The 24,161-nt window shown below is 61.1% G+C and carries 31 protein-coding genes and 1 tRNA gene; 18 read left to right on the top strand and 14 right to left on the bottom strand.

All coding sequences use genetic code 11. The features are described from left to right. The first annotated feature begins 2 nt into the window (after window positions 1-2). From HALTADL_RS05800 to HALTADL_RS05790, 3 genes are all read left to right on the top strand, one after another. On the top strand, window positions 3-1,265 hold the full coding sequence (locus HALTADL_RS05800; RefSeq protein ID WP_100190872.1) for an MFS transporter: 1,263 nt from the start codon (window positions 3-5) through the stop codon (window positions 1,263-1,265). 61 nt (window positions 1,266-1,326) lie between these two features. After that, complete coding sequence (locus tag HALTADL_RS05795) at window positions 1,327-1,989, top strand: helix-turn-helix domain-containing protein (protein WP_089671163.1); 663 nt, start codon at window positions 1,327-1,329, stop codon at window positions 1,987-1,989. 57 nt (window positions 1,990-2,046) lie between these two features. After that, window positions 2,047-2,307, top strand: coding sequence for a hypothetical protein (locus tag HALTADL_RS05790; protein WP_089671164.1), 261 nt, complete (start codon window positions 2,047-2,049; stop codon window positions 2,305-2,307). Here the strand turns inward: HALTADL_RS05790 and msrA are convergent. Next, window positions 2,301-2,849 (bottom strand): peptide-methionine (S)-S-oxide reductase MsrA, encoded by a 549-nt coding sequence (gene msrA / locus HALTADL_RS05785; protein WP_089671165.1) that lies wholly within the window; start codon window positions 2,847-2,849, stop codon window positions 2,301-2,303. The two genes, HALTADL_RS05790 and msrA, sit on opposite strands and share 7 nt — an antisense overlap. Before the next feature lie 124 nt (window positions 2,850-2,973). On the opposite strand from msrA, the gene HALTADL_RS05780 reads away from it, so the two are divergent. Together HALTADL_RS05780 and HALTADL_RS05775 are read left to right on the top strand one after the other, a co-directional pair. Then, window positions 2,974-3,462, top strand: coding sequence for a hypothetical protein (locus HALTADL_RS05780; RefSeq protein WP_089671166.1), 489 nt, complete (start codon window positions 2,974-2,976; stop codon window positions 3,460-3,462). Then, window positions 3,462-3,992, top strand: coding sequence for a metal-dependent hydrolase (locus HALTADL_RS05775; RefSeq protein ID WP_089671167.1), 531 nt, complete (start codon window positions 3,462-3,464; stop codon window positions 3,990-3,992). The genes HALTADL_RS05780 and HALTADL_RS05775 overlap by 1 nt, the downstream gene beginning before the upstream one ends. Here the strand turns inward: HALTADL_RS05775 and HALTADL_RS05770 are convergent. From HALTADL_RS05770 to HALTADL_RS05760, 3 genes are read right to left on the bottom strand one after another with little or no spacing between them, the layout of a single operon-like run. Then, window positions 3,989-5,458: a small ribosomal subunit Rsm22 family protein gene (locus tag HALTADL_RS05770; protein ID WP_089671168.1), complete on the bottom strand. Its 1,470-nt coding sequence runs from the start codon at window positions 5,456-5,458 to the stop codon at window positions 3,989-3,991. The genes HALTADL_RS05775 and HALTADL_RS05770 overlap by 4 nt on opposite strands. Further along, window positions 5,455-6,213, bottom strand: coding sequence for a prephenate dehydrogenase/arogenate dehydrogenase family protein (locus HALTADL_RS05765; RefSeq protein WP_089671169.1), 759 nt, complete (start codon window positions 6,211-6,213; stop codon window positions 5,455-5,457). The genes HALTADL_RS05770 and HALTADL_RS05765 overlap by 4 nt, the downstream gene beginning before the upstream one ends. A gap of 48 nt (window positions 6,214-6,261) precedes the next feature. Further along, window positions 6,262-6,621: a hypothetical protein gene (locus HALTADL_RS05760; protein WP_089671170.1), complete on the bottom strand. Its 360-nt coding sequence runs from the start codon at window positions 6,619-6,621 to the stop codon at window positions 6,262-6,264. Window positions 6,622-6,995: 374 nt separating this feature from the next. Between HALTADL_RS05760 and HALTADL_RS05755 the strand changes: the two genes are divergently transcribed. The 3 genes from HALTADL_RS05755 (at window position 6,996) to HALTADL_RS05745 (ending at window position 9,552) form a co-directional block, all read left to right on the top strand. Then, window positions 6,996-7,694, top strand: a complete 699-nt coding sequence (locus tag HALTADL_RS05755; protein ID WP_089671171.1) for a cob(I)yrinic acid a,c-diamide adenosyltransferase — start codon at window positions 6,996-6,998, stop codon at window positions 7,692-7,694. A 2-nt stretch (window positions 7,695-7,696) separates the two neighbouring features. Further along, window positions 7,697-9,226 carry a cobyric acid synthase gene (locus HALTADL_RS05750; RefSeq protein WP_089671172.1) on the top strand — a complete coding sequence of 510 codons (1,530 nt, stop codon included), beginning with the start codon at window positions 7,697-7,699 and terminating at the stop codon, window positions 9,224-9,226. Window positions 9,227-9,321: 95 nt separating this feature from the next. After that, window positions 9,322-9,552, top strand: coding sequence for a DUF6684 family protein (locus HALTADL_RS05745; RefSeq protein ID WP_089671173.1), 231 nt, complete (start codon window positions 9,322-9,324; stop codon window positions 9,550-9,552). On the opposite strand, the gene HALTADL_RS05740 is transcribed toward HALTADL_RS05745, so the two are convergent. After that, complete coding sequence (locus HALTADL_RS05740) at window positions 9,553-10,692, bottom strand: MBL fold metallo-hydrolase (RefSeq protein ID WP_089671174.1); 1,140 nt, start codon at window positions 10,690-10,692, stop codon at window positions 9,553-9,555. It abuts the gene before it with no gap. A 158-nt stretch (window positions 10,693-10,850) separates the two neighbouring features. Between HALTADL_RS05740 and HALTADL_RS05735 the strand changes: the two genes are divergently transcribed. The 5 genes from HALTADL_RS05735 (at window position 10,851) to HALTADL_RS05715 (ending at window position 12,790) form a co-directional block, all read left to right on the top strand. Continuing rightward, the gene (locus HALTADL_RS05735) at window positions 10,851-11,201 is read left to right on the top strand and encodes a hypothetical protein (protein ID WP_089671175.1); all 351 of its coding nucleotides are present in this window, start codon (window positions 10,851-10,853) and stop codon (window positions 11,199-11,201) included. A 298-nt stretch (window positions 11,202-11,499) separates the two neighbouring features. Continuing rightward, window positions 11,500-11,772: a winged helix-turn-helix domain-containing protein gene (locus HALTADL_RS05730; protein ID WP_089671176.1), complete on the top strand. Its 273-nt coding sequence runs from the start codon at window positions 11,500-11,502 to the stop codon at window positions 11,770-11,772. Continuing rightward, complete coding sequence (locus tag HALTADL_RS05725; protein WP_089671177.1) at window positions 11,773-12,075, top strand: hypothetical protein; 303 nt, start codon at window positions 11,773-11,775, stop codon at window positions 12,073-12,075. Window positions 12,076-12,222: 147 nt separating this feature from the next. Beyond that, window positions 12,223-12,564, top strand: coding sequence for a hypothetical protein (locus HALTADL_RS05720; RefSeq protein ID WP_089671178.1), 342 nt, complete (start codon window positions 12,223-12,225; stop codon window positions 12,562-12,564). 141 nt (window positions 12,565-12,705) lie between these two features. After that, window positions 12,706-12,790: transfer RNA gene (locus tag HALTADL_RS05715), tRNA-Ser, on the top strand. A 191-nt stretch (window positions 12,791-12,981) separates the two neighbouring features. Here HALTADL_RS05715 and HALTADL_RS05710 read toward each other — a convergent pair. The 4 genes from HALTADL_RS05710 to HALTADL_RS05695 all read right to left on the bottom strand — a co-directional run bounded on the left by HALTADL_RS05710 (window position 12,982) and on the right by HALTADL_RS05695 (window position 15,943). Then, entirely contained in the window at window positions 12,982-13,368 is a 387-nt protein-coding gene (locus tag HALTADL_RS05710; protein WP_143054114.1) for a hypothetical protein, read from the bottom strand. Between the two features lie 83 nt (window positions 13,369-13,451). Next, complete coding sequence (locus tag HALTADL_RS05705; protein ID WP_089671180.1) at window positions 13,452-13,772, bottom strand: hypothetical protein; 321 nt, start codon at window positions 13,770-13,772, stop codon at window positions 13,452-13,454. 79 nt (window positions 13,773-13,851) lie between these two features. After that, on the bottom strand, window positions 13,852-15,378 hold the full coding sequence (locus HALTADL_RS05700; RefSeq protein ID WP_089671181.1) for a (R)-citramalate synthase: 1,527 nt from the start codon (window positions 15,376-15,378) through the stop codon (window positions 13,852-13,854). Window positions 15,379-15,574: 196 nt separating this feature from the next. Then, window positions 15,575-15,943, bottom strand: a complete 369-nt coding sequence (locus HALTADL_RS05695) for a DUF192 domain-containing protein (RefSeq protein ID WP_089671182.1) — start codon at window positions 15,941-15,943, stop codon at window positions 15,575-15,577. A 50-nt stretch (window positions 15,944-15,993) separates the two neighbouring features. On the opposite strand from HALTADL_RS05695, the gene HALTADL_RS05690 reads away from it, so the two are divergent. Continuing rightward, entirely contained in the window at window positions 15,994-16,503 is a 510-nt protein-coding gene (locus tag HALTADL_RS05690; RefSeq protein ID WP_089671183.1) for a DUF7097 family protein, read from the top strand. Between the two features lie 62 nt (window positions 16,504-16,565). Here HALTADL_RS05690 and HALTADL_RS05685 read toward each other — a convergent pair whose 3' ends face one another. Together HALTADL_RS05685 and HALTADL_RS05680 are read right to left on the bottom strand one after the other, a co-directional pair. Further along, window positions 16,566-16,988 carry a DUF2391 family protein gene (locus HALTADL_RS05685; protein WP_089671184.1) on the bottom strand — a complete coding sequence of 141 codons (423 nt, stop codon included), beginning with the start codon at window positions 16,986-16,988 and terminating at the stop codon, window positions 16,566-16,568. Between the two features lie 60 nt (window positions 16,989-17,048). Next, complete coding sequence (locus tag HALTADL_RS05680; RefSeq protein WP_089671185.1) at window positions 17,049-17,588, bottom strand: COG1361 family protein; 540 nt, start codon at window positions 17,586-17,588, stop codon at window positions 17,049-17,051. A 227-nt stretch (window positions 17,589-17,815) separates the two neighbouring features. Here HALTADL_RS05680 and thiL point away from each other — a divergent pair, with 227 nt between their 5' ends. Beyond that, the gene (gene thiL / locus HALTADL_RS05675) at window positions 17,816-18,682 is read left to right on the top strand and encodes a thiamine-phosphate kinase (RefSeq protein WP_089671186.1); all 867 of its coding nucleotides are present in this window, start codon (window positions 17,816-17,818) and stop codon (window positions 18,680-18,682) included. Window positions 18,683-18,707: 25 nt separating this feature from the next. Here thiL and HALTADL_RS05670 read toward each other — a convergent pair whose 3' ends face one another. The 3 genes from HALTADL_RS05670 to HALTADL_RS05660 form a co-directional block, all read right to left on the bottom strand. Continuing rightward, a complete protein-coding gene (locus tag HALTADL_RS05670; protein ID WP_100190870.1) occupies window positions 18,708-19,853 on the bottom strand; it encodes a site-2 protease family protein in 1,146 nt (381 codons plus the stop codon). 129 nt (window positions 19,854-19,982) lie between these two features. Next, complete coding sequence (locus HALTADL_RS05665; protein ID WP_089671188.1) at window positions 19,983-20,252, bottom strand: DUF7123 family protein; 270 nt, start codon at window positions 20,250-20,252, stop codon at window positions 19,983-19,985. 318 nt (window positions 20,253-20,570) lie between these two features. Continuing rightward, window positions 20,571-21,383 carry a molybdopterin synthase gene (locus HALTADL_RS05660; protein ID WP_089671189.1) on the bottom strand — a complete coding sequence of 271 codons (813 nt, stop codon included), beginning with the start codon at window positions 21,381-21,383 and terminating at the stop codon, window positions 20,571-20,573. 141 nt (window positions 21,384-21,524) lie between these two features. On the opposite strand from HALTADL_RS05660, the gene pyrH reads away from it, so the two are divergent. From pyrH to HALTADL_RS05645, 3 genes are read left to right on the top strand one after another with little or no spacing between them, the layout of a single operon-like run. Further along, entirely contained in the window at window positions 21,525-22,244 is a 720-nt protein-coding gene (gene pyrH, locus HALTADL_RS05655) for a UMP kinase (RefSeq protein WP_089671190.1), read from the top strand. Continuing rightward, the gene (gene lysS / locus HALTADL_RS05650; RefSeq protein ID WP_089671191.1) at window positions 22,241-23,908 is read left to right on the top strand and encodes a lysine--tRNA ligase; all 1,668 of its coding nucleotides are present in this window, start codon (window positions 22,241-22,243) and stop codon (window positions 23,906-23,908) included. The genes pyrH and lysS overlap by 4 nt, the downstream gene beginning before the upstream one ends. Window positions 23,909-23,949: 41 nt before the next feature. Beyond that, window positions 23,950-24,144 (top strand): DUF7573 domain-containing protein, encoded by a 195-nt coding sequence (locus tag HALTADL_RS05645; RefSeq protein WP_089671192.1) that lies wholly within the window; start codon window positions 23,950-23,952, stop codon window positions 24,142-24,144. Window positions 24,145-24,161 lie beyond the last annotated feature (17 nt).

Raw genomic sequence — 24,161 nt, 5'->3', positions numbered from 1 at the left:
TCATGGACCAGCCAGCGACCAGTCGACGAGAGTGGAGCCTCCGCAGCGTCGGTCGAAGCCTCGGCACCGCCCGGCTTCGGCTGGCGGTCGTCGTCTGGGCGGTGCTCGTCTCGCAGGTGTTGCTGTATCCCGGTCTCGATGGACTGATCGTCGCCCTCGGCGCGCCGCGGGCAATTCAGGCCGGGATGTGGTTTCTGGTCGCCGAGTTCGGGGCTTTCGTCGCGTTTGCGGTCGTCTGGGGAGCCGCGAGCGACGCGCTGGGTCGACGAACGCCCCTTGTTCTCGCCGGTGCAGTCGGCGGCGCAGTCAGCTATCTCCTGTTGGCGTTGCTGCCGACGCTCGGCGTTGGCTTTCGGGGCGCACTCGTCGTCCGTGTGTTGGGCGGTGCGTTCACGATTGGCGCGTTCTCGCTGAGCATCACGATGTTAATGGATCTCTCGGGTGGCAATGGCCGAAACATGGGCGCGGCGGGGATTGCCATCGGTCTCGGGGCGGCCCTCGGCTCGGTCGCGGGTGGTCAACTCTCGGCGGTCGACCCCTTTGGGCCAGTCTATGCTGGAGCCGCGGTGCTCGCCGGCGCGGGCCTGTTGGCGTCGACTGTCTCCGATACCGTTGATACTGAAACGGCGTCGACCGCCAGCGACCGCCGCGGGTTCGGGACCGCGATGGCGACGCTTCGGTCGACGCCTGCCCTCGGCGTTCCCTACGCTTTCGGCTTCATCGACCGACTTACTGCCGGGTTCTTCTCACTTGTGGGTGTGTTCTACTTCGGCGATGTGTTCGGGTTGGATGCCGCGGGGGTCGGCATCGCACTCGCGCTGTTCTTTTTTCCGTTCGCACTGCTCCAGTACCCACTCGGCTCGTTGTCGGACCGGATCGGCCGGTTTGTGCCGGTCGTCGCTGGTTCGATTGGGTACGGAGTCACGATCATTGCGGTTGGGTTGGCCGCCAGCGTTGAACTCGCAATGGGACTCATGGTGCTTGTCGGGGTCGCCGGAGCGTTTGTCGCCCCAGCGACGATGGCGCTGGTGACTGATCTGGTCGACTCGGCCGAGCGAGGGGTCGCAATGGGTGGCTTCAACGTCTTTGGGAGTCTGGGATTTTTGACCGGGTTTCTGATCGGCGGGATCGTCGGCTCGGCCACCGACTATCTGACTGCCTTTCTGGTCGTCGGGAGCCTAGAGATTGGGATCGCTTTAGTCGCGCTTCCGGCCGTCCGGCGGCTCGCGTCGACGCCGACGCTGGCTGGGTCGACTGCCGACTGAATACAGTCGCCGAACCCACCTGTGCGTGAGACTTATCCGAGGTGACGGCCTGTGGCTCCCAATGAGTTTGTTCGGTGAGTTTCAGGTGCCTGCCCACGCGTTTGCCCTCCACGAAACGCTGACTGTGCTGCCGGGTGCGCGGATTGAAGTCGAGCGTGTCGTCGCCACTGACTCGGTGCTGACGCCCTACTTCTGGGTGTCGGCGGTCGACGTCGAGGCCTTCGAGGACGCGGCGGCCGCCGACCCCTCCGTACAGGGGCTCCGCCAGCTCGATAGCTTCGAGGACGCCACGCTCTACCGGGCCGAGTGGACCGAAAACGTCGAGTCGGTCGTCTATCTGTCGACCCAGATGAACGCCGTCATTTTGGAGGCCGTCGGGACGGTCGACCACTGGCGGCTCCAGATGCGGTTCGACGGCCACGAGGCGCTGGGGGCGTTCCGGGACTACTGTGCCGAGATCGACGTCGGTTTTCAACTCCTTCGGCTCCACGAACTCTCCCAACCGCTGAACGGCGAACAGTACGGACTGACCGACAGACAGGCCGACGCCCTCCGCACCGCCTGGGAGGTGGGCTACTTCGAAAGTCCACGAGCAGCGTCGCTGGAGGCGGTCGCCGACGAACTCGGGGTCTCCCAGCAGTCGGTGTCGAACCTGTTGCGGCGGGGCCACAACGCGCTCGTCGAGTCGACGCTGATGGCCACGCCGGAGTCGGCTACTATATAAAAGGCTGATAATACAACAGCGTAGCTTCTCCGGCCATCGGCGCTACAGGTCGACAACATGGAACGACTTCAGTCGGCCAAGAACAAAACCCACTCCGAGACGAGGACCTACCGATGGCAGTGTCCGATCTGTGGGACCTCGCGGTTGGGGGTCTACGATACCACCGATGGCTTTCGGGCGGTCAACGCCCTTCGGACCCACATCCGGGCTACCGACGACAGTGCTCACGGGTCGACACACCAACTGCCAGCCAGTCTCGATGCCGAATCGCTCACCGACTGTATCAGTCACCGGGAGTCGACGGCCGCGGCTCAGTGAACCGGCTGGTCTTTGAGTCGATCCGCGAACTTGTGGCGGACCTTGTCGAGTTTCGGCGGGATGTGGAACGTACAGTACGACTGCTTGGGATTGCGTTCGTAGTAGTCCTGATGTTTGGCCTCGGCCTCGTAGAACGTCTCAAGGGGTTCGACCTCCGTGACGATTTCGTCGTCGTAGACGCCCTCGTTTTCGAGTTCCTCAATGAACGCTTCGGCCTGCTCCTGTTGTTCCTCGGAGTGGGTGTAGATCGCCGACCGATACTGGCTGCCGACATCCGGCCCCTGACGGTTGAGTTGGGTCGGATCGTGGACCGTAAAGAGAACTTCCAGCAGGTCGACGTAGCTCACCGTCTCCGGATCGTACTCGATCTGGACGACCTCGGCGTGGCCGGTCGAGCCCGAACAGACCGCTCGGTAGCTCGGATTCTCGGTGTCGCCGCCAGCGTAGCCCGAGGTAACCGCTCGAACACCAGCCAACTCCTTAAAAGGGGCTTCGATACACCAGAAACAGCCGCCGCCGAACGTCGCTCGTGCTGTGGACATACTTCCAGTAGGGCGTCGACGGGCTAAGAACCTGCGGACGATTCAGCCGCCGTCGGTGTCTGATCCCGAGCAGAAACGCATCCGTTTATATATGTGTCTCCGAACGTGGTAGTACGAATCGGTAATGAAACGGGGCTATCGACTTGCGGCCATCTATCTATTGGTCTGTGCGGCGGTCGGCCTTTGTGTGCTGTATGCGGAGGCGGATCGCTGGACGTATCCCGACACTGAGGAGATCGCGGTCGAGCCCGCCGCCTACGACGGCCAGCAGGTGCTGTTGTTCGGCGATGTCGAGTCAGTCGACCGCGCCAGCCAGCGCCTCGTGATCACTGCTGGTACTGATCCAGAACTCGAATTTACTGTCGAATCAGTCCCCGAGTCGGTCACCGACTCGGTCCGTGAGGGGGGTTCGATTCAGGTCTTCGGCGTGCTCGCCGAGCAGTCGACTGTAATCGACGCCACTGAGATCGTGGTCGACTACCGAGATACAACCGACTTTCAGTACGTCTATGTCGCCTCACTCCTCGGTGGCCTGCTCGCTGCGGGTATCTTTTTGTGGCACTGGCAGGTCGACGTTCGGGACCTGACGTTCGTTCCCCGGGGTGATCGCTGATGGCCGAGTGGCTCACCCACGTGTTTCTGGCCTACGCACTGTTCACGGTCGTGGGATGGTCCGTCGACTGGCTCGATGCGAAATGGGTCGCGGTCGGGATCGTCGGCTCGATACTGCCGGATCTCGACCGACTCGATCTGGTGGTCTCCGAGGAGCTCATTACCGCCGCTACGGGGGTCCCCTTCGAGTGGAGCGGTATCAACAGCCTCGGTGGAGTCGTTGTGCTGTCGGCCATCGGTGCACTGCTGTTCGAACACGGCAAAAACCAGCGACGGGCCTTTGTATTACTTTTCAGTGGTTCGCTCTCGCATCTTGTTGTCGACCTTCCTCAACGCTACGCCGATGGACTGATGCTCACGAACACGTATCTCTTTCCGCTGCCGCCGTGGCGACCGCCAACCCCCGGCTGGTACGTCTCGGCAGATCAGTGGGTCGTCGTCGTTGCACTGGTCGTCGCGCTCGTCGTGTTCGGTATCGACCGGTACCGACCGGCGGATACTCGCCCAGCAGTGGCTGAACGAGCCGATTAGTAGCCCGATACCGAGTCGACCACTGTCTCGGCGTCGACAACCAGATTGTAGGCTTCCTCGTCGTCGTTCCAGAGCACGAGCACGTTTTCGAACTCCAATACCGCACCGTAGGGAGCGTCCTCCAGATCACGATTGAGGCCGGACTCTTTGGTGAGGACGGCGTACTGGTCGACCTGTTGGCTGCCGTCACCGATCTTGAACAGTGGGTTGCCGCCATCGCTGAGGTTGTGGCTGAGTTTCACGGCGAGGAGATTGATTCGGTCGGTGACGTGATCGTCCATCGCCGCCATCTGGGCATGCCGGTCCCGCGAGGCCCGGAACGGGAACCGGCGTTCGCCGTCAGTCCGCAGGAGGCTGTAGGCGAACTGTACGTCGACGTTGACGAACGCGCCCGGGTCTGTGTCGACGTCGTCGGTCGACTGGCCCTCGTCGAGTCGCTGTTGGAACGCTGGCTCCGACAGATCGGGTCGAACGTCGAACGACCAGCCGCGGTCCGAGGGGGCCTTCCCCTCCCAGAGCCGGAGTGTGGGCGCGTAGATCGTGACATCGCTTGCTGGCGGTGCGACTTCGCGTTCGATCTCCCGGAGGCCGGTAGCGGTTTCGAGATCTGCCGGCTCAAGGGCGAGGAGCGTCCCATCGTCGGCCAGCAGATCGAGGGCATCCTCAACGACCGCCACGGGATCGTCGAGTTCACTGAGGACGTTACCGAAGCAGATCAGATCGAATTTTTCGTCCCCTGCTCCGTCGACCAGATACTCCTCGATGGTCGTTCGATGAATCGTCGACCGGAAGTTGAGCGTGGTTTCGGCCAGCATCGGTTCGAGGATGTCCGCCGAGGCGCTCGGCTCGACGGCGTGGTAGTCGACCAGTGCGGCCTCCGGATCGACTGAGACGTCGTCACCGCGCTCGTCGTCGGCGAACAGGTAGTCGTGTAGGCCGAGCGCTGGGCCACCCGAGCCGGCTCCGACATCAAGCACGCGCAGGGTGCGGTCCAGCAAGCCGCGTTCGGTCAGTGTGTCGAGGTCGTAGCCGACTGCGGCGTAGTAGTCCGGCAAGTGGTAGATGGCATAGCCCAGCGCCGCAGTCTCGTCGTACTCGACGTCGGCTCCGGCGTAGTAGTCCTCTTTTAACCCCGTTATGCGCTCTCTAAGCTCTCGGCCCGAGTCGCCGCGATGCCAGTTCGCCCCGTAGCGTTTGACTAACTGGTCTTCGAGGGCGAAACTGTAGCGTTCGGGAAACGCCTCGGGCTCCCACTGGCGGTAGTCGACCGGTCCCGCCTCGACTGGGACGAACGTCCCGTCTTCTCGCTCGACGAGGCCGAGGTCGAAGGCCTCCTCGCGGAGTGTCTGTTTGACAACCGCGGGGTGTGGCTGGGATTCGATATACTCGCTGATCTCCTCGGGGTCGATTGGGCGGACCTGTCGGAGGTACTTTGCGTTGGAGCGAACTGCCTCGCGGTCGATCACTGGTGGCGCTCCCGGCCGGTTGCGTTCATATTGGTTTTGGCATCGTCATACAGTTCGGCGAACGTTTCGTCGTCGGCCTCGGCGATCCGCTTGGCGGCCTCGGCGACCGCCTCCGCGCCGTCGAAGGTCGACTGGATCTCGCTGTAGACCCCAGCGTCGCCCTCGGTGACGGTGGTTGCGATCTCTTCGAGTTTCGCAGAGACGGGGGTGGCGAACTCCTCGCGGACCGAGTCAGCTGCGAGTCCGTAGGCCAACACGGCCGTGTGGGCGCTGGCTTGGACCGTTTCCATCGCGTCGTCGTGTTCTTCGGGGGTCGTCTCGAAGACCGTGTTTCCGGCGTCGGTCATTGCTTCGCGGATCGACTGGAGGTGTGGACCGTCATTGGCGGTGACGACCGCGACGTTGCCCGGGACTCGTGGCGGGGCAAAGAGGGGGTGGAAACTCGCCTGTTCAAGATCGGGAGCCTGATCCGCCATCGCTGCGAGTGGGCTAGCCATCACGCCCGAGACGTCGAAGATGGCCTCGGTGGCGAGTGGGGCGTACTGTTCGATAGCGTCGTCGACCGCCGACATCGGGACGGCGAGACAGACCACGTCGAACTGCTCGTCAGTTGCTGGCGAGACCCGGCGGGCCTGCCGGGCGGCGGCGGCATCGGCGGCGACTGCGGAGTCGGCATCGCTGAAGGCGATTTCCGCGTCGACGGTGTCGGCCACCCACCGACCCATCTCCCCGGCACCGACGACGAGTAGCTTCATACCCCGCCTTTCGCTCGGCGTCTCAAAAGGTGTTCGATGCTTGTGGTACTACTCGATGGCGTTGAACCGGAGCGACTCAGTGGGGACGTCCTCGCTGTCGTGATCCAGAATCGTCTCGAAATGCAGCGAGATGGCTGTGAGGTCGACGGGCTCGGTAAAGCGGACACTGAAAAGTGGTGTTGGCTCCTCGATATGCCGGGCCTCGCCGGTCATGTCGACGGCCCGAGTGCGAACGAACCGACTCCCCTCGCCGCCTTCGACGATCTCGAAGAAGCGTTCGAGGGCTCCGGGGTCGACCGATTCGATCTCGCCGTCGTCGCAGGCCACGCGGGCGGTGTACTTCTGGACGCCCTCGGGGCTGGCGTCGACGACGACGCTGACGGCCCGAGTCTCGCCTTCGCTTGTCATACTGGATGATTGCTTGGGACCCCTGTGTGGCTTTCGACTCTACGTGGTTCGACTTACTGCCTAGCGTGCTAGGTGAATAAGAAACGTCGAGAACCAGAAAGCCCCCGCCGCCTCAACTCCCGCGGCTCGCTGCGCTCCTCGCTCGTTACACTCGCTGTGGTGCTTACTTCACCGGGGTTCGTTGAGACGGCGGCCCCTTTCAGTCCCACTCAACGTGGTTGATCCTCCGGCAGTGGTTAGGACTGAAAGAGACGAGTCGGGGCTTTCTGGTGCTTCAAAATTACTACTGCCATTCTCACCCATGCAAGTGCACAAATACCTTATTTGGCTCAAACACAACCGCCATTGCCTCGGAGCCCAACCAACTGGTATCTATGAGTGACACGGACCCAGACGTCGACGATGAACCCCAGCACCGTCGCACACCCGGCAAAGGCGTTAGCCCCGAGGCCCGACCAATCGAAGCCAGCGTGCCCGAGGAGTTCGGCCTCGTCCAGCTGTTCTGGGGCGACGGCAAAGGCAAAACGACCGCCGCAATGGGGATGGGATTTCGCGCCGCTGGCCACGGCTTTCGGGTCCACATGCTCCAGTTCATGAAGGGCGGCGCGGACAGCGTCGACGACGTTCGCGGCGAGTACAACGCCATCGCCGCGATGCCGGGCTTCTCGTATGAGAACACCGGCCACTACGGCTGGCACGCCTTGCCCGACGGCAGCGACGAAACGGACCACCAAAATGATGCACAGGCCGGACTCGAACGCGCCAAAGAACTGATCGCTGCCGCGGCCGACGCCGACCTCACCGAACCCTTCGATCTTGAGGACCCACCCGAAGACGGCGTCCATATGCTGATTCTCGACGAACTGCTGTATGCGGCCGACCGCGAACTGATCGACCCCGACACGGTTCAAGAGTTGGTCGACACCAAACCCGAAAACCTCGAACTCGTCATCACGGGGAGCCACACCAAGCCCGATTATCTCTACGACCACGTCGACCTCGTCACCCAGATCGGCAAAGAAAAACACCCAATCGACGCGGGCCAGCGCGCCCGTCGCGGGACCGAGTACTGAGGATGGCTCGGACGATTCTCGTCGCTGGCACCGCCTCCCATGTCGGCAAAAGCACCGTCGCCGCCGGGCTCTGTCGACTGCTCTCGGATCGCGGCGTCTCGGTCGCCCCGTTTAAAGCCCAAAACATGAGCAACAACGCTCGTGTCGTCCCGCGAGCGCCCGAAACCGTCGACCAAGACGGTGGGCCATACGGTGAAATCGGCATCTCTCAGTACGTCCAAGCCCACGCGGCCCGCGTCTCGCCAACGACCGACCAGAACCCAGTCCTCCTCAAGCCACGGGGTAGTGGCGAGTCACAACTCATCGTCGACGGCCGCGCTGTCGGCCATTTCGAGGCCGGGAGCTACTACGAGAATCACTGGGAGAGTGCCCGCGAGGCCGCCGTCGAGGCCCACAGTCGACTCGCCAAAGATCACGAGATAATCGTCGCCGAGGGCGCGGGCTCGATTGCCGAGATCAACCTCCAGCACCGCGATCTGGCCAACGTCGAGACTGCCCGATTCGCAGACGCCGAAATCATCCTCGTCGCCGACATCGAACGCGGCGGCGTCTTCGCCTCGCTCGTGGGGACGCTCGAACTGATGCCCGAGGACCTCCGCGAGCAGGTCCGCGGCGTCGTCATCACCAAATTTCGGGGTGATCTCTCACTGCTCGATTCCGGACTCAGAGAGTTCGAGGAACGGACCGGCGTCGACGTGCTGGGCGTCCTCCCCTACGACGACCCTGGACTCCCCGAGGAGGACAGCCTCGCACTCCCGTCGACCGACGAGCGCGCGGTCTTTGGTGACGATGACGGTGTCGACGCCGAGCAAACTGTGACCATCGCGGTTCCACGACTGCCACGAGCCTCCAATATCACCGACCTCGAACCGCTGGCCGCCGAGCCGGGGGTCCGGGTTGCATACGTGCCGCTCGATGCCCCTCTTACAAAGGCCGATGCGGTTGTGATTCCGGGTACGAAAAACACGGTCGACGATCTGCTCGCCATTCAAAAGGCGGGATTCGACCGCCGACTTCGAGAGTTCGAGGGACCAATCGTTGGCCTCTGTGGTGGCTACCAGCTCCTCGGCAAACGGATTTATAAGGCAGATATCGAAGGCACGAATCTCGACCCCGAGCAGTCGATGCTTTCGGGTGTCGGGCTGCTTCCGGTGGAGACAACCTTTTCAACCGAAAAGCAGGTCGTCGACACTACACTCGAACTCGATGGCAGTGGTCCACTTGCGGGGGCCGAGGGTCCGGTTTCGGGCTACGAGATCCATATGGGAACCACGCAGTCGACCGATACTGTCGAGACGCCGTTCAGTCGGAATGGCGAGTCGACAGCCGCCCTCGGAGCCAGTGATGGCGACGTGTTGGGCTGTTATCTCCACGGCCTGTTCGAAAACGAGGTTGTTCGAGAGGTCTTCGTCGACAGCGTGTTTGCGGCCGCTGGTCGGGAGCAGTCGACGGGGTCGACCGTGGAGTCGTCTCCATATGATCAAGCGGCTGAGCTACTTGTCGAGAACTGTTCGCTTGAGTGGCTCAGATAACAGTCGACCCTCGATACCCGTGGCTCAACTACCACTGGTTATCGGGCCACCAATTCACAGGTTTGCTTTTGCCGTCGACGAGTGAACACTGACCCATGTCCACGCTCTTTACGCGAGAGGCGATTTTGGATATCGTCGTCAACATCGTTCCACTGGGCATCATCGCCTTCTTCGCCGTGCTGTTTGTGGTCTTCGCGCCGTGGGGGTACGAGCCGTTCCCGATGTTCCTCATGGTTGGGCTCCACATCGTCCCGTTCGTCTTCCTCGCCCTCATCACCTATCTAACGCTCCGCGCTATCGAAGGCGGTGGTGTCCGCGAGGAGTAGTCAGTCAGCCTCGGCGGCACACCGGTTCGGCCCGAGTTCGAGTTCGGTTGCCTCCCCATCGTCGACTGCCTCCTGTCCGGTGTTGATCCCAATCACACGCTCGTAGTTGGGCGGCTTTTCGGGCAGTCGCTCAGTCAGGGTCTCAACGAACGTTTCTCGATCCTGCGCCAACAGATCCAAGTCGGTTCTGAGCAGGCCAACTGTCGTGTCGACCGGCTCGCCCGGGGTGATCGCCACGGTGCCGTCGTTGTCGACCGCGAAATGCCCCGGCAATACGTTCACTGAATCCGGTTCGGCCATGAGCGTTCGGTGGAGCGACTCATAAAGCAGCTCGGCTCCGGTTGCGGCATCGCCGTCGCCAAACTGGAGTTCGGTCCGACCAAGCGAGTCGACAAAGATCGTATCACCCGTCAGTACGGCTTCGGTGCCGACCAGATAGCTCACCATCTCCGAGGTGTGGCCCGGCGTCGACAGTGCCTTGATGTCGAGTCCACCGACGTCGACGACATCGTTCGAGTCGAGCGGCTCGAACTCGTAACTCACGTCGCGGTCGGTCGCGGTCGCGCCGAGGTAGTAGGGGACGCCTACTTCGGCAGCAAGCTCGCGGCCGCCGGAGATGTGATCGGCGTGAACGTGGGTGTCGAAGACGGCGACGATCTCGCTGTCGAGGGAGTCGGCCGCGGCCTCGAACTCCTCAGTGTGACGGGTGGCGTCGACGACTGCGGCCTCGCCCTCGCTTGCGATAACGTAGCCCAGACAGCCCTTGGCCCGCCGCTGGAGTTGGACGACGCTGAACTCGTCGTATTCGATAGTGACGTGGTCGTACACCGCGCTCCAAGCCTCCATTCCCCCCTCAACGACGGCGACGTTCTCGTAGCCTGCGGCATCGAGTTCCTCAGCAAGCGCGCCGGAGGATTTGCCGATTGCACACATCGTCACGATGGGGTCGCTGGGGCCGAGTCCGGTTTCGGCCTCGAAGGTGTCCCTGTCGAACTCGTGATCTGGCTTATAAACGAACTGGACTGCGTCGGCGACGCGCCAGCTTTCGAAGCTTTCCGAGGGCCGAGTGTCGACGACCGTCAGTGGCTCGTCGGCATCAAGTCGGTCGCGGAACTGGTCGGCGCTGAGAGACTGGTACATACAACAGTGTCGTGTGGTGGGCGCAAAAGTCTCACGTCGACGGCTGGCTCGCCATGAATATTGAACGAAATTTGAACGGATCCCTCACGGACTCAGCATCCATTTTGTATGCTTCTTGAAATATTCATTTACCGTACCGATCCGAGGTAAACGACTGTATGTCGGACAATCGTACACGACGGACGGTTATTGGAGCAACAGGTACTCTCGCAGCTGTCGCCCTTGCTGGCTGTACGGGCGAGACAGGCGGAGAAGAGTCGGACGACGAATCTATGGACGACGAATCTATGGACGACGAATCCATGGGCAACGAATCTATGGACGACGAATCCATGGGCAACGAATCTATGGACGACGAATCTATGGATGACGAATCTATGGATGACGAATCTATGGATGACGAATCCATGGATGACGAATCTATGGATGACGAATCTATGGACGACGAATCTATGGATGACGAATCTATGGACGACGAATCTATGGATGACGAATCTACGGAAAACTAGTCCACGGACGACAACTCAATGGACAATAGAACGGGGCCGACTGATTCCGCCGCGGCAGCCTGAGCGACAGTCGACTGGTTTAGTAAGGCGACCGGAGAGGATGGTGCCAGCCCATCGTTAGGCTTCATAACTGAGGCAGACAGCGAGATGACGACCAACGTGGCGGCGACGATCCCCAGCGACGACAGCTTCTCGCCGCACTAGATGGTCAGGTAGCCAATCTGTATCGGTGGTTGTCACGACAATCGAAATCAATGATCGCCGAACTAATAACCCCTGACTACGAGAATTCGAACGGATGGAGAAGGCACTCTGGTATCTGTTCGTCGGGATGCGCGGCGGTGAGAACCGGGCGCGTATCGTCGACGTCATCGACGAACAGCCCCGCAATGCCAACCAGATCGCCGAGCACCTAGCAGTCGACTACAACACCGTGAGACACCACCTCGACATGTTACAGGAACACGACGTTATCGAAGCCGGTGGCGACGACTACGGGAAACTCTACTTCCTGACCGACCGCTTCGAACGCCACCGCGAGGAGTTCGACCGCATTCTGGAGGCGATGTGAATGTGGGGCCTGATGGAGCCGTGGATGGCAGTCGCCACCGCCCTCTCGGCGGTCAACGTCGTCCTCCTCGGTATCCTGTCGACCGTCTGGGTCCGCAACTACCGGACGTTCGGCTCGGAGATGACCGCCGGGCTGGCCGCCTTCGCCGCGGTTCTGCTCGTCGAGAACGCCGTAGCGATCTACTTCTTTTTCAGCAGCGGCATGCTGTACGCTGGCGCGCCAAGCGCCCAGCAGGCTGTCGCCGCCCTCCGGGCACTCCAGACGGTCGCACTCGTCTTCCTGACCTACGTGACCGTAAAGTAGTTGGCAACTAATACTATCTAAACCTCGGTTAATGGCTATATACCGAGTAATTACGGCACATTACGAAATCTAGCAAACGATCATTCAACAGGCTGATTGTTCATTCAAAAAATACTTTTCAGTGTCGCCCCGCTACTAACAGCTACGATGAAACAGTTCTTCAAACTCCGTGAGTCAGTAGGCGGATTCCGAGAGGGAGAGATTCTAGATGTCACCGCGCGGTTCGGTGACTGGCACCAGTACGATCTCGAACTTGAACCACGGTCGAAATCTCGGTCGACTTCCTCGAAGGTCGTCGTCACCGAGTCGACCGCCGGATTCAGCGAGGCCGAAATCCTCGATCCGACGGCGCGGTTCGGCGACTGGCACGAGTACGAGCTGAAGTTCACGCCGGTCTCGGGGTCGACCGATATCAAGGCCGGCGGCATCGTCGAACTCACCGCCGAGGAACTCGCCTCGCTCGCCGAGCCGATTGCGGCAGGCGAATAGCGGTAACAGCGGGCAGACGTGCGGTGATTCCACGCGTGAGCTGGTGAGCAGTAGTCGCCGACTGGTTGTGATGAAATCGCATTACAGTGTTCCTGTTAATCGCAATCTTTTAACCCGATACGACCACACATGTGGATGCAAGCCGAGATAGCCTAGCCTGGCCAAGGCGGTAGATTCGAAATCTACTGTCCATTCGGACTCGAGAGTTCAAATCTCTCTCTCGGCGCTTCTACCGCGAGCAACACGCCGAGAGCCCTCTGTGGCTCTCGGTCTCCCGCGAGTGGTTGTGTGCCAGACAAGAGATTTGAATCAGGGAGTAGAGCGAACGCAGTGAGCGAAACGACCATGGTTCAAATCCCTCTCTCGGCGCTTTTCCCGGATACAACCTACTGAGCGACGCGTTTCATCACGCCGCCACTAGTTGCTATCGTTCGTCGACAATCCACCCACTGGCCCGACCCGTCGACGTTCGGCAGCGGCACCGAGGACGAAACAGACGAGTAGCGTCGCATAAAAGAACAAATGGACCGGACTATCGGCGGAGACAGCCAGTTCGATGCCTAGCATCCCGAAAACGTAGGCGAGGAGACCACCGTACGTAACAGAACTAAGTCGGTAAGGGCGACTCCACGCAACCACAGCACCCGCCACCGCGGCTGTAAGGAAGACAATCCCGACCGTGGCTGGACTCCCGAGGAACGGAACCAACGCGGCCCAGTAGACGGCTCTCGGCGGCCACAGCAGATAGCCGACCACGAAACTCACCACTGTACTTACTGAAATCTCCCAAACGGGGGCAGCCATAGAGACAGATTTGCACAGATTGTATAAAATGTTCAACAACTCGTCTCGACTATCACTGATGATTCATCGACAGCCATATCCACTCAGTCAGTAATCGAGTCACTCAGTCCGTGTTGTTGGCTTCGGTCACCACCGCGCAGTCGACGCCTACGTTTGTCGTAGGCGGCCTCTAATTTCCCGCGGGCGTTTTGGGAGACCAGATAGGCGTCGACGGTCGACTGATCGGCCGGATGGGCGGCTTTGATCCAGACGTGGTCCCGGCCGCCGCCAGTCAGATCGTCGGCCCACGCCTCGGCGGCCCCGCGGCTCTCGAAGCGGCGGGTGGTCCCCTCGCGATTGACCGCCCGGCCGACATCGCCGTTGCGCTTGCGGGCCGAGGGTTTGATCTCGACAATAAACGCCACAGCGAGGCTACAGGCTAATCTGATTTATATATACGGATTCAGTAACATCCGCTTCCGACAGCGTATTTAAAAGGCCAGCTCAGTCGTCGGCAACTGGCTGTTCGGGCGGCGAGGCCGCCAGCAGGCGGTCCAGCGCGTCGACCATCGCGGTCACTGAGGCACGCGTAATGTCCGAATCCGAGGCCGCGACTGTCACCGAGTGGTCGCCGCGGGTCATCGCCACCTCGACGGTGACCACGGCATCCGTCCCGCCGGTGATGGCGTCGACGTGGAACGAATCGAGTTCGGCGTCCGCCGCGGGGCCGAGGGCCTCACGGACTGCCTTCACGGCGGCGTCGACCGGCCCGGAGCCGGTGCCTGCTGCAACACGCTCGTCGTCGCCGACGCGGAGTTTGACGCTGGCCGTGGGAACATCGCCACCGCTGGCGGTCGTCAGCGTCAGCAGTTCGACGAACCGCTCGCGATCTCTGTCCTGAACGTCTTCGGCAATCGCCAACAGATCGGCGTCGGTAACGCGCTTGCCGCGCTCGCCGAGGGATTTGACGCGCTCGACGACCTGGGCGAGTTCCTCGTCGGTGACGTCGACTGAGTGTTCGGCGAGTGCGGATTCGACACCCGCGCGACCGGCGTGTTTGCCGAGGACGAGTCGACGTTCGCGGCCCACGGTTTCGGGTGGGTAGGGCTCGTACATCGCCGAATCCTTCAGCGTCCCGTCGGTGTGGATGCCGCTCTCGTGGGTGAAGGTGTTCTGCCCGATGACGGCCTTGTTCGGCGCCAGCGGGATGCCCGTCGCTTTGCTGACGGTGGTCGCCAACTCGTAGACGGCCGGTAGGTTCAGCGTCTCGATGCCGTAGCAGTGCTTGAGGGCGATGGCAACCTCCTCGATGGCGACGTTGCCGGCGCGCTCGCCGATGCCGTTGACCGTTCCGTGGACGAAGTCCGCGCCAGCACGCAAGCCAGCGTGGGCGTTGGTCATCCCGAAGCCGAGGTCGTCGTGGGTGTGGACGCTGGTCGGCCCCAGCTCGGAGAGCTTCGAGACCATTTCGTAGGTGTGTTCGGGGCTCGCGTGGCCGACCGTGTCGGCATAACAGAACCGATCAGCACCGGCCTCGTGGCCCGCCGCCGCGAGGTCGACGAGGAACTCCGGATCGGCGCGGGAGCCATCCTCGCCAAGCAGTTCGACCCACAGATCGTGGTCGACTGCGTACTCGACTAACTCGACGGATTTCTCGATGACTTCCTCGCGCGTCGAGCCGACCTTGGTCTCGATGTGTTTGTCCGACGAGGGGACCACGAGGGTGATCCCGTCGACGTTACAATCGAGTGCGTGGTCGATATCGGATTTGATGCCACGCGCGAAACTCGTGACCGTCGCGTCGAGTCCGAGATCGGCGACGCGGCGGATACACTCGCGCTCGCCTTCGGAGGTACAAGCACTCCCGGCCTCGATGACGTCGACGCCCGCTTTTTCGAGGGCGTGGGCGATGTCGACTTTCTCGTCGGGGGTGAGCGAGACGCCGGGGGCCTGCTCGCCGTCCCGAAGCGTGGTATCTAGTAGCTGTACGTCGTCTACAGGAATCGATTGAGTTGAGTGGTCACTGTACAACTCAGTGCTTTTGTTTGAATTCACGACTAAAGATGACTCAGCAGGCAATTTCACGGCCAGCCGGGTTGCCCCGACTTACTCTATCCTCGCTGGAGTGTGGGTGCTCCATTGTACCAATTGTTCACACATACAGGGAAATAAAGCTGCCGTCTCTCTCGTTGTGTCGACTGGCCTGAGCTACTGGTCGACTATTTGGTTATTCGTCGACTAACTCGACCGTATCGCCCGGTTCAATGTCATCTGCGGCCCCTGCCGGGAGTTCGATAACGGTGTCAGCTACGTTGTGGCCGAGCCCGATCCACGGTCGGAGTCGCTTGACCGCGGTAACTTCGGTACCGACGAGCCAGACCGCATCAATCGCAAACGGGACGAACACCATATGCAGATCTCGGTCTTCGGGCGTCTCGAACTGAAACACGAGCGCGTAGTCGTCGGGGATCGACCGCCGAAACATGAGCCCCCGTGCTCGGGAGAGAAACGAGTCGGCGATCTCGATTTCGGTGGCAATCGTTCGCTCCTCGGGCGAGAGGTCGTCCGGCGGACCGCGGCGGTGAACGAGACGCACAGCGTCGGATTAGTCGGCCACTATTTATATATGTAGGTCCGAGCAGAGATATGGAGCGAACGCCCGAGGGGACGCCCGTCGGCGTCGACGACCCCTACGAGATCGCCGGCGTCTGCGATCATCTCACCGGCGACGGTCGGTGTCGGCTCGCACTCCAACACGCGGGCGTCGACCACGAGTTCGCTGCCGAACGGGCAGCCGACGACTACGCGTGTCACGTCGGCGAACAGAGGGAGTGGCAGGAGTGTCGACACTATCGGTCGACGACAAACGAGCGAAACTGCGAGCGGTGTGGCCTCGAAGAAGTTCGGGTAGCCCACGACGAACGTCGACCGCTGCTCGAAGAACACCACCTGTCATACGCCGATGGCGAGGGAACGAGCCACGAGATCACGGTCTCGTTGTGTCGGTGGTGTCACGCCAAAGTCCATCAGTCGTTTGGGCGCGTCGATGACGATGCCAGCCCGGACTCCGAAGCAATCGCCGAGCGGGAGACGCGACGTGCCGCCGAGAATGAGGAACTAGGCTTTCAGTCGGCCCGAGACCGATCCGAGAAGTAACGCTCCGTCGACCGGGCGACGAACAGCGAGGGAGAAGACAGCCGGTTCGATCCACCCGGTGTTTAAAATAGACTATCGGTTGTCACCGCGCCGACGACACTGAACACCGCGCCGACGCTCAACGCACGGAACGTGACAAAGTGGCGCTCAGGTCGGGAGACGTCAGTCAAAAACAGATCGGGGGCGGTGATCGAGAACGCGAGAACTCCGACAGAGCCGAACGCAACGATTATTACCGAGATGAACCGGACGGGAACCCCAGCGACTGCGGCCTCGTAGCGGGGGTTTCGGTCGTTGTCGGCCCCGTAGAGGCCACCGTAGCCGATAGCCATGATGGCACTCACGAGAAACAGACTGTGGAACATGGTCATATTCTGTGCGAGCATCCACACCTCTTGGGTCACGACGAACGGCCCCGACAGCAGAAACCCACCCACGATCTGCTGGGCCGTGTCCGCGAGTTCGTGTTTCCGGCGTTCTTTCATATCCGTACGTCTATACTCATCACAATACCTGTTGGGGTCACCCGAGGGTCGTCGACTCGGTTAGATCACCTGTCTGGTCCGCTGGAACGTGGTGGTGTGTTCTGCTGACTCGACTGTGGTTTGAATGGTGATCCAGCCATCGTTCTCCTGAATCGTGGCTGCATCCCCGAACGAAAGCTCGATCCGTTCGGTCGTCGTGGAGGACGCGCCAGATTCGAGCGTGCCGATGGTCTCGGTTTCCTCCCAGATCCGTGCCTCGCTGTCAGTGCTGTTCTCCCCAGCATAGAGGCTGGTCGAGGCCCGGACGTCAGTTGCTGTTTCGTTTCCGGAGTTGGTCACCGTTGCGGTCACCTCTCGACAGGTCGACCCACAGCGCTCGACGTCAGCTACGCTGAAGGCGAACGCCGGCTCCGTGGCTGTCCGCTGATCGTAGGCCGGTTCTGTCGACTCTCTGTCGACCGCTCCATTCGATTCGCTCTCGCCATCCGAGTCGACGTCGCCCACGTCGACCGCGGGTTGCTGTCCGGTGCTGAGATACGTAATTCCCCCGAGAGCCACCACGACAACGGCAGTCATGACCACGATGTAGGTTCGCCTCATTAGGTGTCATTATAACTATAACAACTGTTGTAATCAAGCCTCTTGGCCTCGGTAGCGACTGTACTAATAAATTGACACTTCTTCTCAGTCTATCGGCTGGTGTCGACTGACTGTCCGCATGACACCGGTCGGTTCTGCCGGTCGCGTTCTTGGTGTCCCGCTCCCGTGGAGCGGGCGAGGATGTCGCATGCTTTTATTCACGAGGTCGCAAGGAACGGTAGAAATCGATGGACGAACGTGAGGCCCTTCGACTGCTCGCTTCGGATCTCCCACACGCCGGCGATGATGCCGCAGTCGTCGGCTCGACAGCGATTACGACCGATATGCTTCACGAGTCGACCGACTTTCCGGTCGGCACAACCCGATACACTGCGGGGTGGCGGTCGGTCGGGGCCTCGCTGTCGGATCTGGCGGCGACGGGAGCCGATCCGACCGCCGCCGTCGCCGCCTACGCCGACCAGTCGTTCGTCGACAGCGAGCTCCGGGCCTTTGTCGACGGCGCAAAGACGGTGTGTGCGTCGGTCGGGGCTGACTACGTGGGTGGTGATCTCGACAACCACTCCGAGTTCACGGTGACGACCACCGCTATCGGTGAGGTCGACCAGCCCGTTTCCCGGTCGGGAGCCGAACCGGGTGATCTGGTCTGTGTCACCGGCACGCTCGGTCGGAGTGCGGCGGCCCTCGCACTGTTCGAACAGGGTGAGACCGACCGAGCCAACGAACTGTTCCGGTTCCCGCCGCGAATCGAGACCGGTCGACGACTGGCTGGAACGGCGACCGCGTTGATGGATTCCAGCGACGGTCTTGCCCGGTCGCTCCACCAGCTCGCCGAGGCAAGCGACTGTGGCTTTGCCATCAACCGTGACAGCGTTCCGATTGACGCGAGCGTCGAAACGCTCGATCTCGACCGCTGGGAGGCCGGAGTTCATTTCGGCGAGGATTTCGAACTCGTCTGTACCGTTCCCAAAGCGGCACTCGAAGCGGTTCAGACCGACTCACCGACACCGCTGACGGTGATCGGCGAGGTTACCGACGCTAAGGCGGGCGTCACTGTCGACGGTGACCCACTCGCTGACCGTGGTTACACCCACTGAGAACCGCTGTTTCTGTCCGACCACCTCAGCCTTGTACCTGAATCGGGACCAGCATGAAACACAGCAGGCCGATCCCGAACGTGAGGAGGCCAAGCAGCAGCCGGGGCAGGCCAATCGAACTCTCGTCGACTGGCTCGGCGGGACCCTTGTATGCGATTACCAGCGCGATGCCGCCCCAGATGGTCCAGAGTATGACCGAATCGTTAAGCGACAGCTCCCGGACGAAGTAGAGATAGCCAGCAATCCCGAACAGCGCTGTCGGGACGAGGGCGGCAATCGTCTCTTGACGCTGGCCGATCATCGCCCGGACCATGTGGCCACCGTCAAGCTGGCCGACCGGCATCAGGTTCAACAGGATAAAAAACATCCCGACCCAGCCGCCGATGATCACGGGGTGTGGATTACGTGCCGGGTCGCTGTAGCTCGTTTGCTCGCCGAGTAGCGAGGCAATAATATCGAGTAGGGGCGGATTATTGAAGACGATTGAGGCGCCGGACTGGCTCCGTTCGACCACTGCGGCCGGAATCTCTATCGGCCCCAGCGAGAGGCCGATGATCGTGACGACGACGGTCGCAACCAACCCCGCAACCGGCCCGGCGACGCCGATATCAAACAGCGCTTTCCGGCTCGGCATCCGTCCGCTCATTTTGATCACTGCACCGAACGTTCCGAAATAGGAGGGAAACGGGATCACGTAGGGCAGCGAGACGTCGACGTCGTGGTACCGGCCCATCACGTAGTGGCCGAGTTCGTGGGTCAACAGGACGCCCAGCACGGAGGCTGTAAACGGCCATGCTTGTAACAGTGTGAGGGGACTTGAAAGAACCTCGTCGAGTGGCACGAAATACCAAGCGGTGGCACCGACAAACAGCGTCGACAGCACCGTGGCCGCGAGGAGCGCGATGTGTGTCCATGGGACGCCACCGGTGTCTGTCGTCTCTTCGACCGGGACCGCAACCAGTGCAGTCCCGACGCTCTGGTCGGACTGTGCGAGTTTGAGTTCGTAGCCAACGTCTTGAAACGCTGGCCAGAGCTCGTCGAGAAGCCGACGCTCGGGGATCAGCGGCTCGCCGTAGTAGATAATCCGTCCGTCCTCGATCCGAACATTAGTGAGGTGATACCATGTCTCAAGATTGTCTGGACGAGGCACGTCGGCCTCCGAGTCAGCCATCGCCCGTGCTACGTGGTCGACCCTGATAAACGCTCGTCGTCGTGAGCTGATACGCCCGCCATCGCTGTGGCTCGCGGTTTGGTGAAACGAAAGGAGTGTGGTAGTGTCGTGCCGCCTTGTCACGGCGACTTAGGCGGATTCGGTCGGTTCAACACGCCACGTGGTCGCACCCGTGTAGGACCACGGTTCGATTGAAATGTCGGTCGCTGATTCTTGAAGCCGAACGATCAGCGCGCCGATCTCTTTCGGCGACAGTTCCACATCCTTGGCGATGAACTTACTTTTAAAGTACCGGTCGCCGTCTGCAGCACGCTCACAGAGGTACTGTCGAAGGCGTTCTGCTTTCGGGTTCCCGTCGACTGGTGTCTGGCATGCGTCTGGGGGTGTGGTTGCGCTCATGGTGAACCTCATCCCCTGCTTGTTCACTGTATCCATTATATAAGGCAGACCGTTGTGGGTGATTTACCCCGATTTACCGCTGCAACGGTTCAAAATGACCGAAAAACCGATCATTCAAAACTGCCCCAAAGATTATTAGAACTTTCACAAACAGTTCTAATAGTATATTTCAGACATCTAAGACTGAGTTATACGCGCCGTATTCAGCCGCTGTTTTACCGGTCAGACGGCTATTTTTGTCGCTTGTGTCGACAGCCTGGCCGCTCGGCCGACCAACTGACTGTGGCGCGCGCGCCAGTTGGTCGACAGATGCGAGGGCTACTCGGTTTCGTGGAGCCAGAACTCCTCGTCAGTCGTCGTTTCCTTTTTAAATATCGGCACCTCGTCTTTGAGCCGATTGATGCCGTCTTCGACCGTCCGGAACGCCTCCTCGCGGTGGCCCGCCAACACGACGACGAACACGATGTCTTCGCCGTCTCGCATCAGCCCGACACGGTGGTGTAGCAGGACTTCAAACACCCCCTCTCGCTCGGTTAACTCCTGCCTAATGGCGTCGAGTCGCTGTTCGGCGACGCCCTCGTACGTCTCAAAGGAGAGATGCTTGGTTCGGGCATCTTCGGGACTATCCTTGGCGCGGACGCGACCGGTAAACGTCGCAATCGCCCCCGACCGCTCGGCCTTCGGCGAGGCTTTGGCTCGGTCGACGAGCGTTTCGAGGCTCACGTGTGGCTCGAAGCTGTCGATCCGGTCGACAATCGACTCGATATCAAGATCAGCAGCGGTCGGTGCGCTGGCGACGATGTCGGCCGTGGGTGGCGTTTCTGCATCGCCAATTACGACCGTCGGCAGGCGGTGGTGGGCCAGTCCGGCCACGACTGCGTACTCGTAGTCGGTCCCAATCGAGTCGAGGAGTTCGGTGACCGAGCGCCCGGTTCCGGTTCCGGTCCACTGTCCGTTGCTGTCGACGCGGAACGTGCCGTCGGTGTCGGATACGGCTTCGTCCTCCGCCGCGAGATCCTCAGTCGTGTAGTCGACGGTCGCAACTCGTCCCTCGCGGCTGTCGGTCAATCGCTCGACGACTGTCTGGACCGTCGATAGACACCCCTCGCCGATGATACAGAGTGTTTGCATGGATGAATAGGCGAGTTAGTCGACCTTTAGTGTTGTAGTCACTCCCTATTTTTCGGTCAGTTGGCCGTTGTTCGGACGGTGTAGGTAGCAGAGGTGGATGGTTGACAACGCTTAAGGTCAACTCGGAGTTAGCCCGTTGCAATGAGAGTCGTCATTTCGATTGGTGGCAGTATTCTGGCTCCGGAGCTTGATTCGGACCGTGTGGCCGCCCACGCGGAGGCTATCGAATCGCTCGCCGGGGAGGGCTGTGAAATCGGGATCGTCGTCGGTGGCGGTGGCGTCGCCCGCGACTATATCACGACCGCGCGGGAACTCGACGCAAACGAGGTCCAACTCGACCAGCTTGGCATCGATGTCACCCGGATTAATGCCCGCCTACTTATTTCGGCCCTCGATGTGCAGGTGAATTCAGCTCCAGCAACCGACTACGACGGGGCTGGCGACGCCCTCCAACGTGGTGACATCTCGGTGATGGGTGGCATTACCCCCGGCCAGACGACCGATGCGGTGGCTGCGGCCTTTGCCGAATACATCGATGCAGATCTGCTCGTCTATGCGACAAACACCGACGGCGTCTACGATGCTGACCCCGCGACCGATCCCGAGGCGATCAAGTATACGACGATGTCGCCGTCGGAACTCGTCGACATCATCGTCCCGATGAGCCGGGATGCCGGGGCGTCTGCCCCGGTCGACATTCTGGCGGCCAAACTCATCGAGCGCTCGGGGATGCGCTCGATTGTCTTGGATGGCTCCGATCCCGAGAACATCGAGTCCGCAATTCTCCGTGGGGACCACACCGGCACTGACATTATCCCGCCGGGAAGCAACGAGCCTGCACACTGGGTCGACAGCGAATGAGCGACGAGACCGAGCAGTCACCACATACTCTTTCGGCCGATTCCGAGGCCGAGTTGACCGACACACACCACGCTTTCTGGGCCGAGAAAATCGCCGACGAGATAGAGACCCGTGACCCGGACGAACCCATCGTCGTCAAAGGCGGCGTCTCGCCGTCGGGTGTCGCCCACCTCGGCAATGTCAACGAGATCATGCGGGGCTACTTCGTGGCGGCTGTCCTCCGGGGTCGCGGCCACGAGGTCCGCCAAGTGTTCACCAGCGACGACAAAGACCCACTCCGCAAACTCCCCCGAAAGCTTGCCAACGCTGACGGCGAAATCGTTGGCTTGGGTGAGGTCGACGCGGGCGCACTCGGTCGAAACCTCGGCAAACCGTACACCGAGATTCCCGACCCCTTCGGCGAGGCCGACTCGTATGCGGCCCACTTTGCGGCCCTTCTCGAAGCCGATGCCGACCGACTCGGCGTCCCCATCGAGATGCACTCCAACACCGAGCTGTACGCCGATGGCACGTTCGACCCCGTCGTCTCCCACGTCCTCGCGAACGCCGACACCGCCCGCAAAGTATTGTCCGAATATCAGGCCAAAGTCGACGAGGACTACGTCCCGTTCAACCCCCTCTGTGAGGAGTGCGGCAAACTAACCGAGACAGTCACGCACATCGATCTCGATAGCGAAACCGTCGACTACGTCTGCACGGATATGGAGGTCGGCGGCGACACCATTGAGGGCTGTGGCCACGAGGGAACCGCCACCTTCCGCGAGGGGAAACTACCGTGGCGCTTCGAGTGGCCCGGCCAGTGGCAGGTTCTGGGCGTCGACTTCGAACCGTTTGGCAAGGATCACGCCGAAGGCTCGTGGCCCTCGGGCGTCGACATCGCCGAAAACGTTCTGGACATCCAGCCACCCGTGCCGATGGTCTACGAATGGTTCACGCTCAACGGCGAGGCGCTCTCGTCGTCGGCTGGCAACATCGTCACCGTCACTGAACTCCTCGAACTGTTGGAACCGGAAATCATCCGCTACTTCTTTGCTCTCGATCCGAAGAAGGCACGAGACCTCGATCTCTCGCGGCTCGACCAGTTAGTCGACGACTTCGACCGGTTTGAGAGAGCCTACTACGAGGGTGTCGAGGATGAATCAATCACTGAATTCGCCGAGGCGGCGTATCTGTATGTCGTCGACGAGGTGAGCGACGACCAGCCGATCCGATTGCCCTACACCTTTGCCGCCGTGCTCGGAATGGTAGAGGAGCGCGACCTCCGTATCAAACTCGCCCGTGATGAGGGCCACATTCCCGAAGATGCCGACGAGTCTACCGTTGAGGCCGCCCTCGCCCGTGTCGAGAAGGCACGCAACTGGGCCGAGCGGATGGACAATGCGTACAACTACCGGCTCCAGACCGATCTACCCACCGTCGACCTCAACGAGTCGGTTGCTGTAGCTCTCGATGCGCTGGCCGAGGTCGTCGAAGCTGGCCACTCCGGCGAGGAGATCCAGTCGGCGATCTACGACACCGCCCGCGAGTACGATATCGAAATTAGTGACCTGTTTGAGGCTGGGTACCGCTTGTTCTTCGACGAAACGCAAGGTCCCCGGCTCGGCGAGTTCCTTGGCGAACTCGAAACCGAGTTCGTCGTGGGTCGACTCCGTCGGGAACGCTGAGCGACCGGTCGCTTTTATTGGAGAACCACCGAAGAGCGAGTATGAGCGAGGACCAGCCGTTGTCGGAGTTTTCGTCGACCGATTCGACTGCAAATGGCGACACCGCCGAGCCAGCGACCGTCACCTACCGCTGGCAGTCGGATGGCGCAGTCTGTGAGCAGTGTGAGACGTCGACTGAAAAACAGTGGCTCGACGACGCTCAGTTTGTCTGTCCGGACTGCAAATCGTGGGACTGAGTGGGCTGTCTGAGATC

It is taken from the genome of Halohasta litchfieldiae, assembly GCF_002788215.1.
Classification (GTDB): domain Archaea; phylum Halobacteriota; class Halobacteria; order Halobacteriales; family Haloferacaceae; genus Halohasta; species Halohasta litchfieldiae.
The sequence above is the reverse complement of the archived record's forward strand: the minus strand, read 5'-3'. Positions and strand labels throughout refer to the sequence as shown.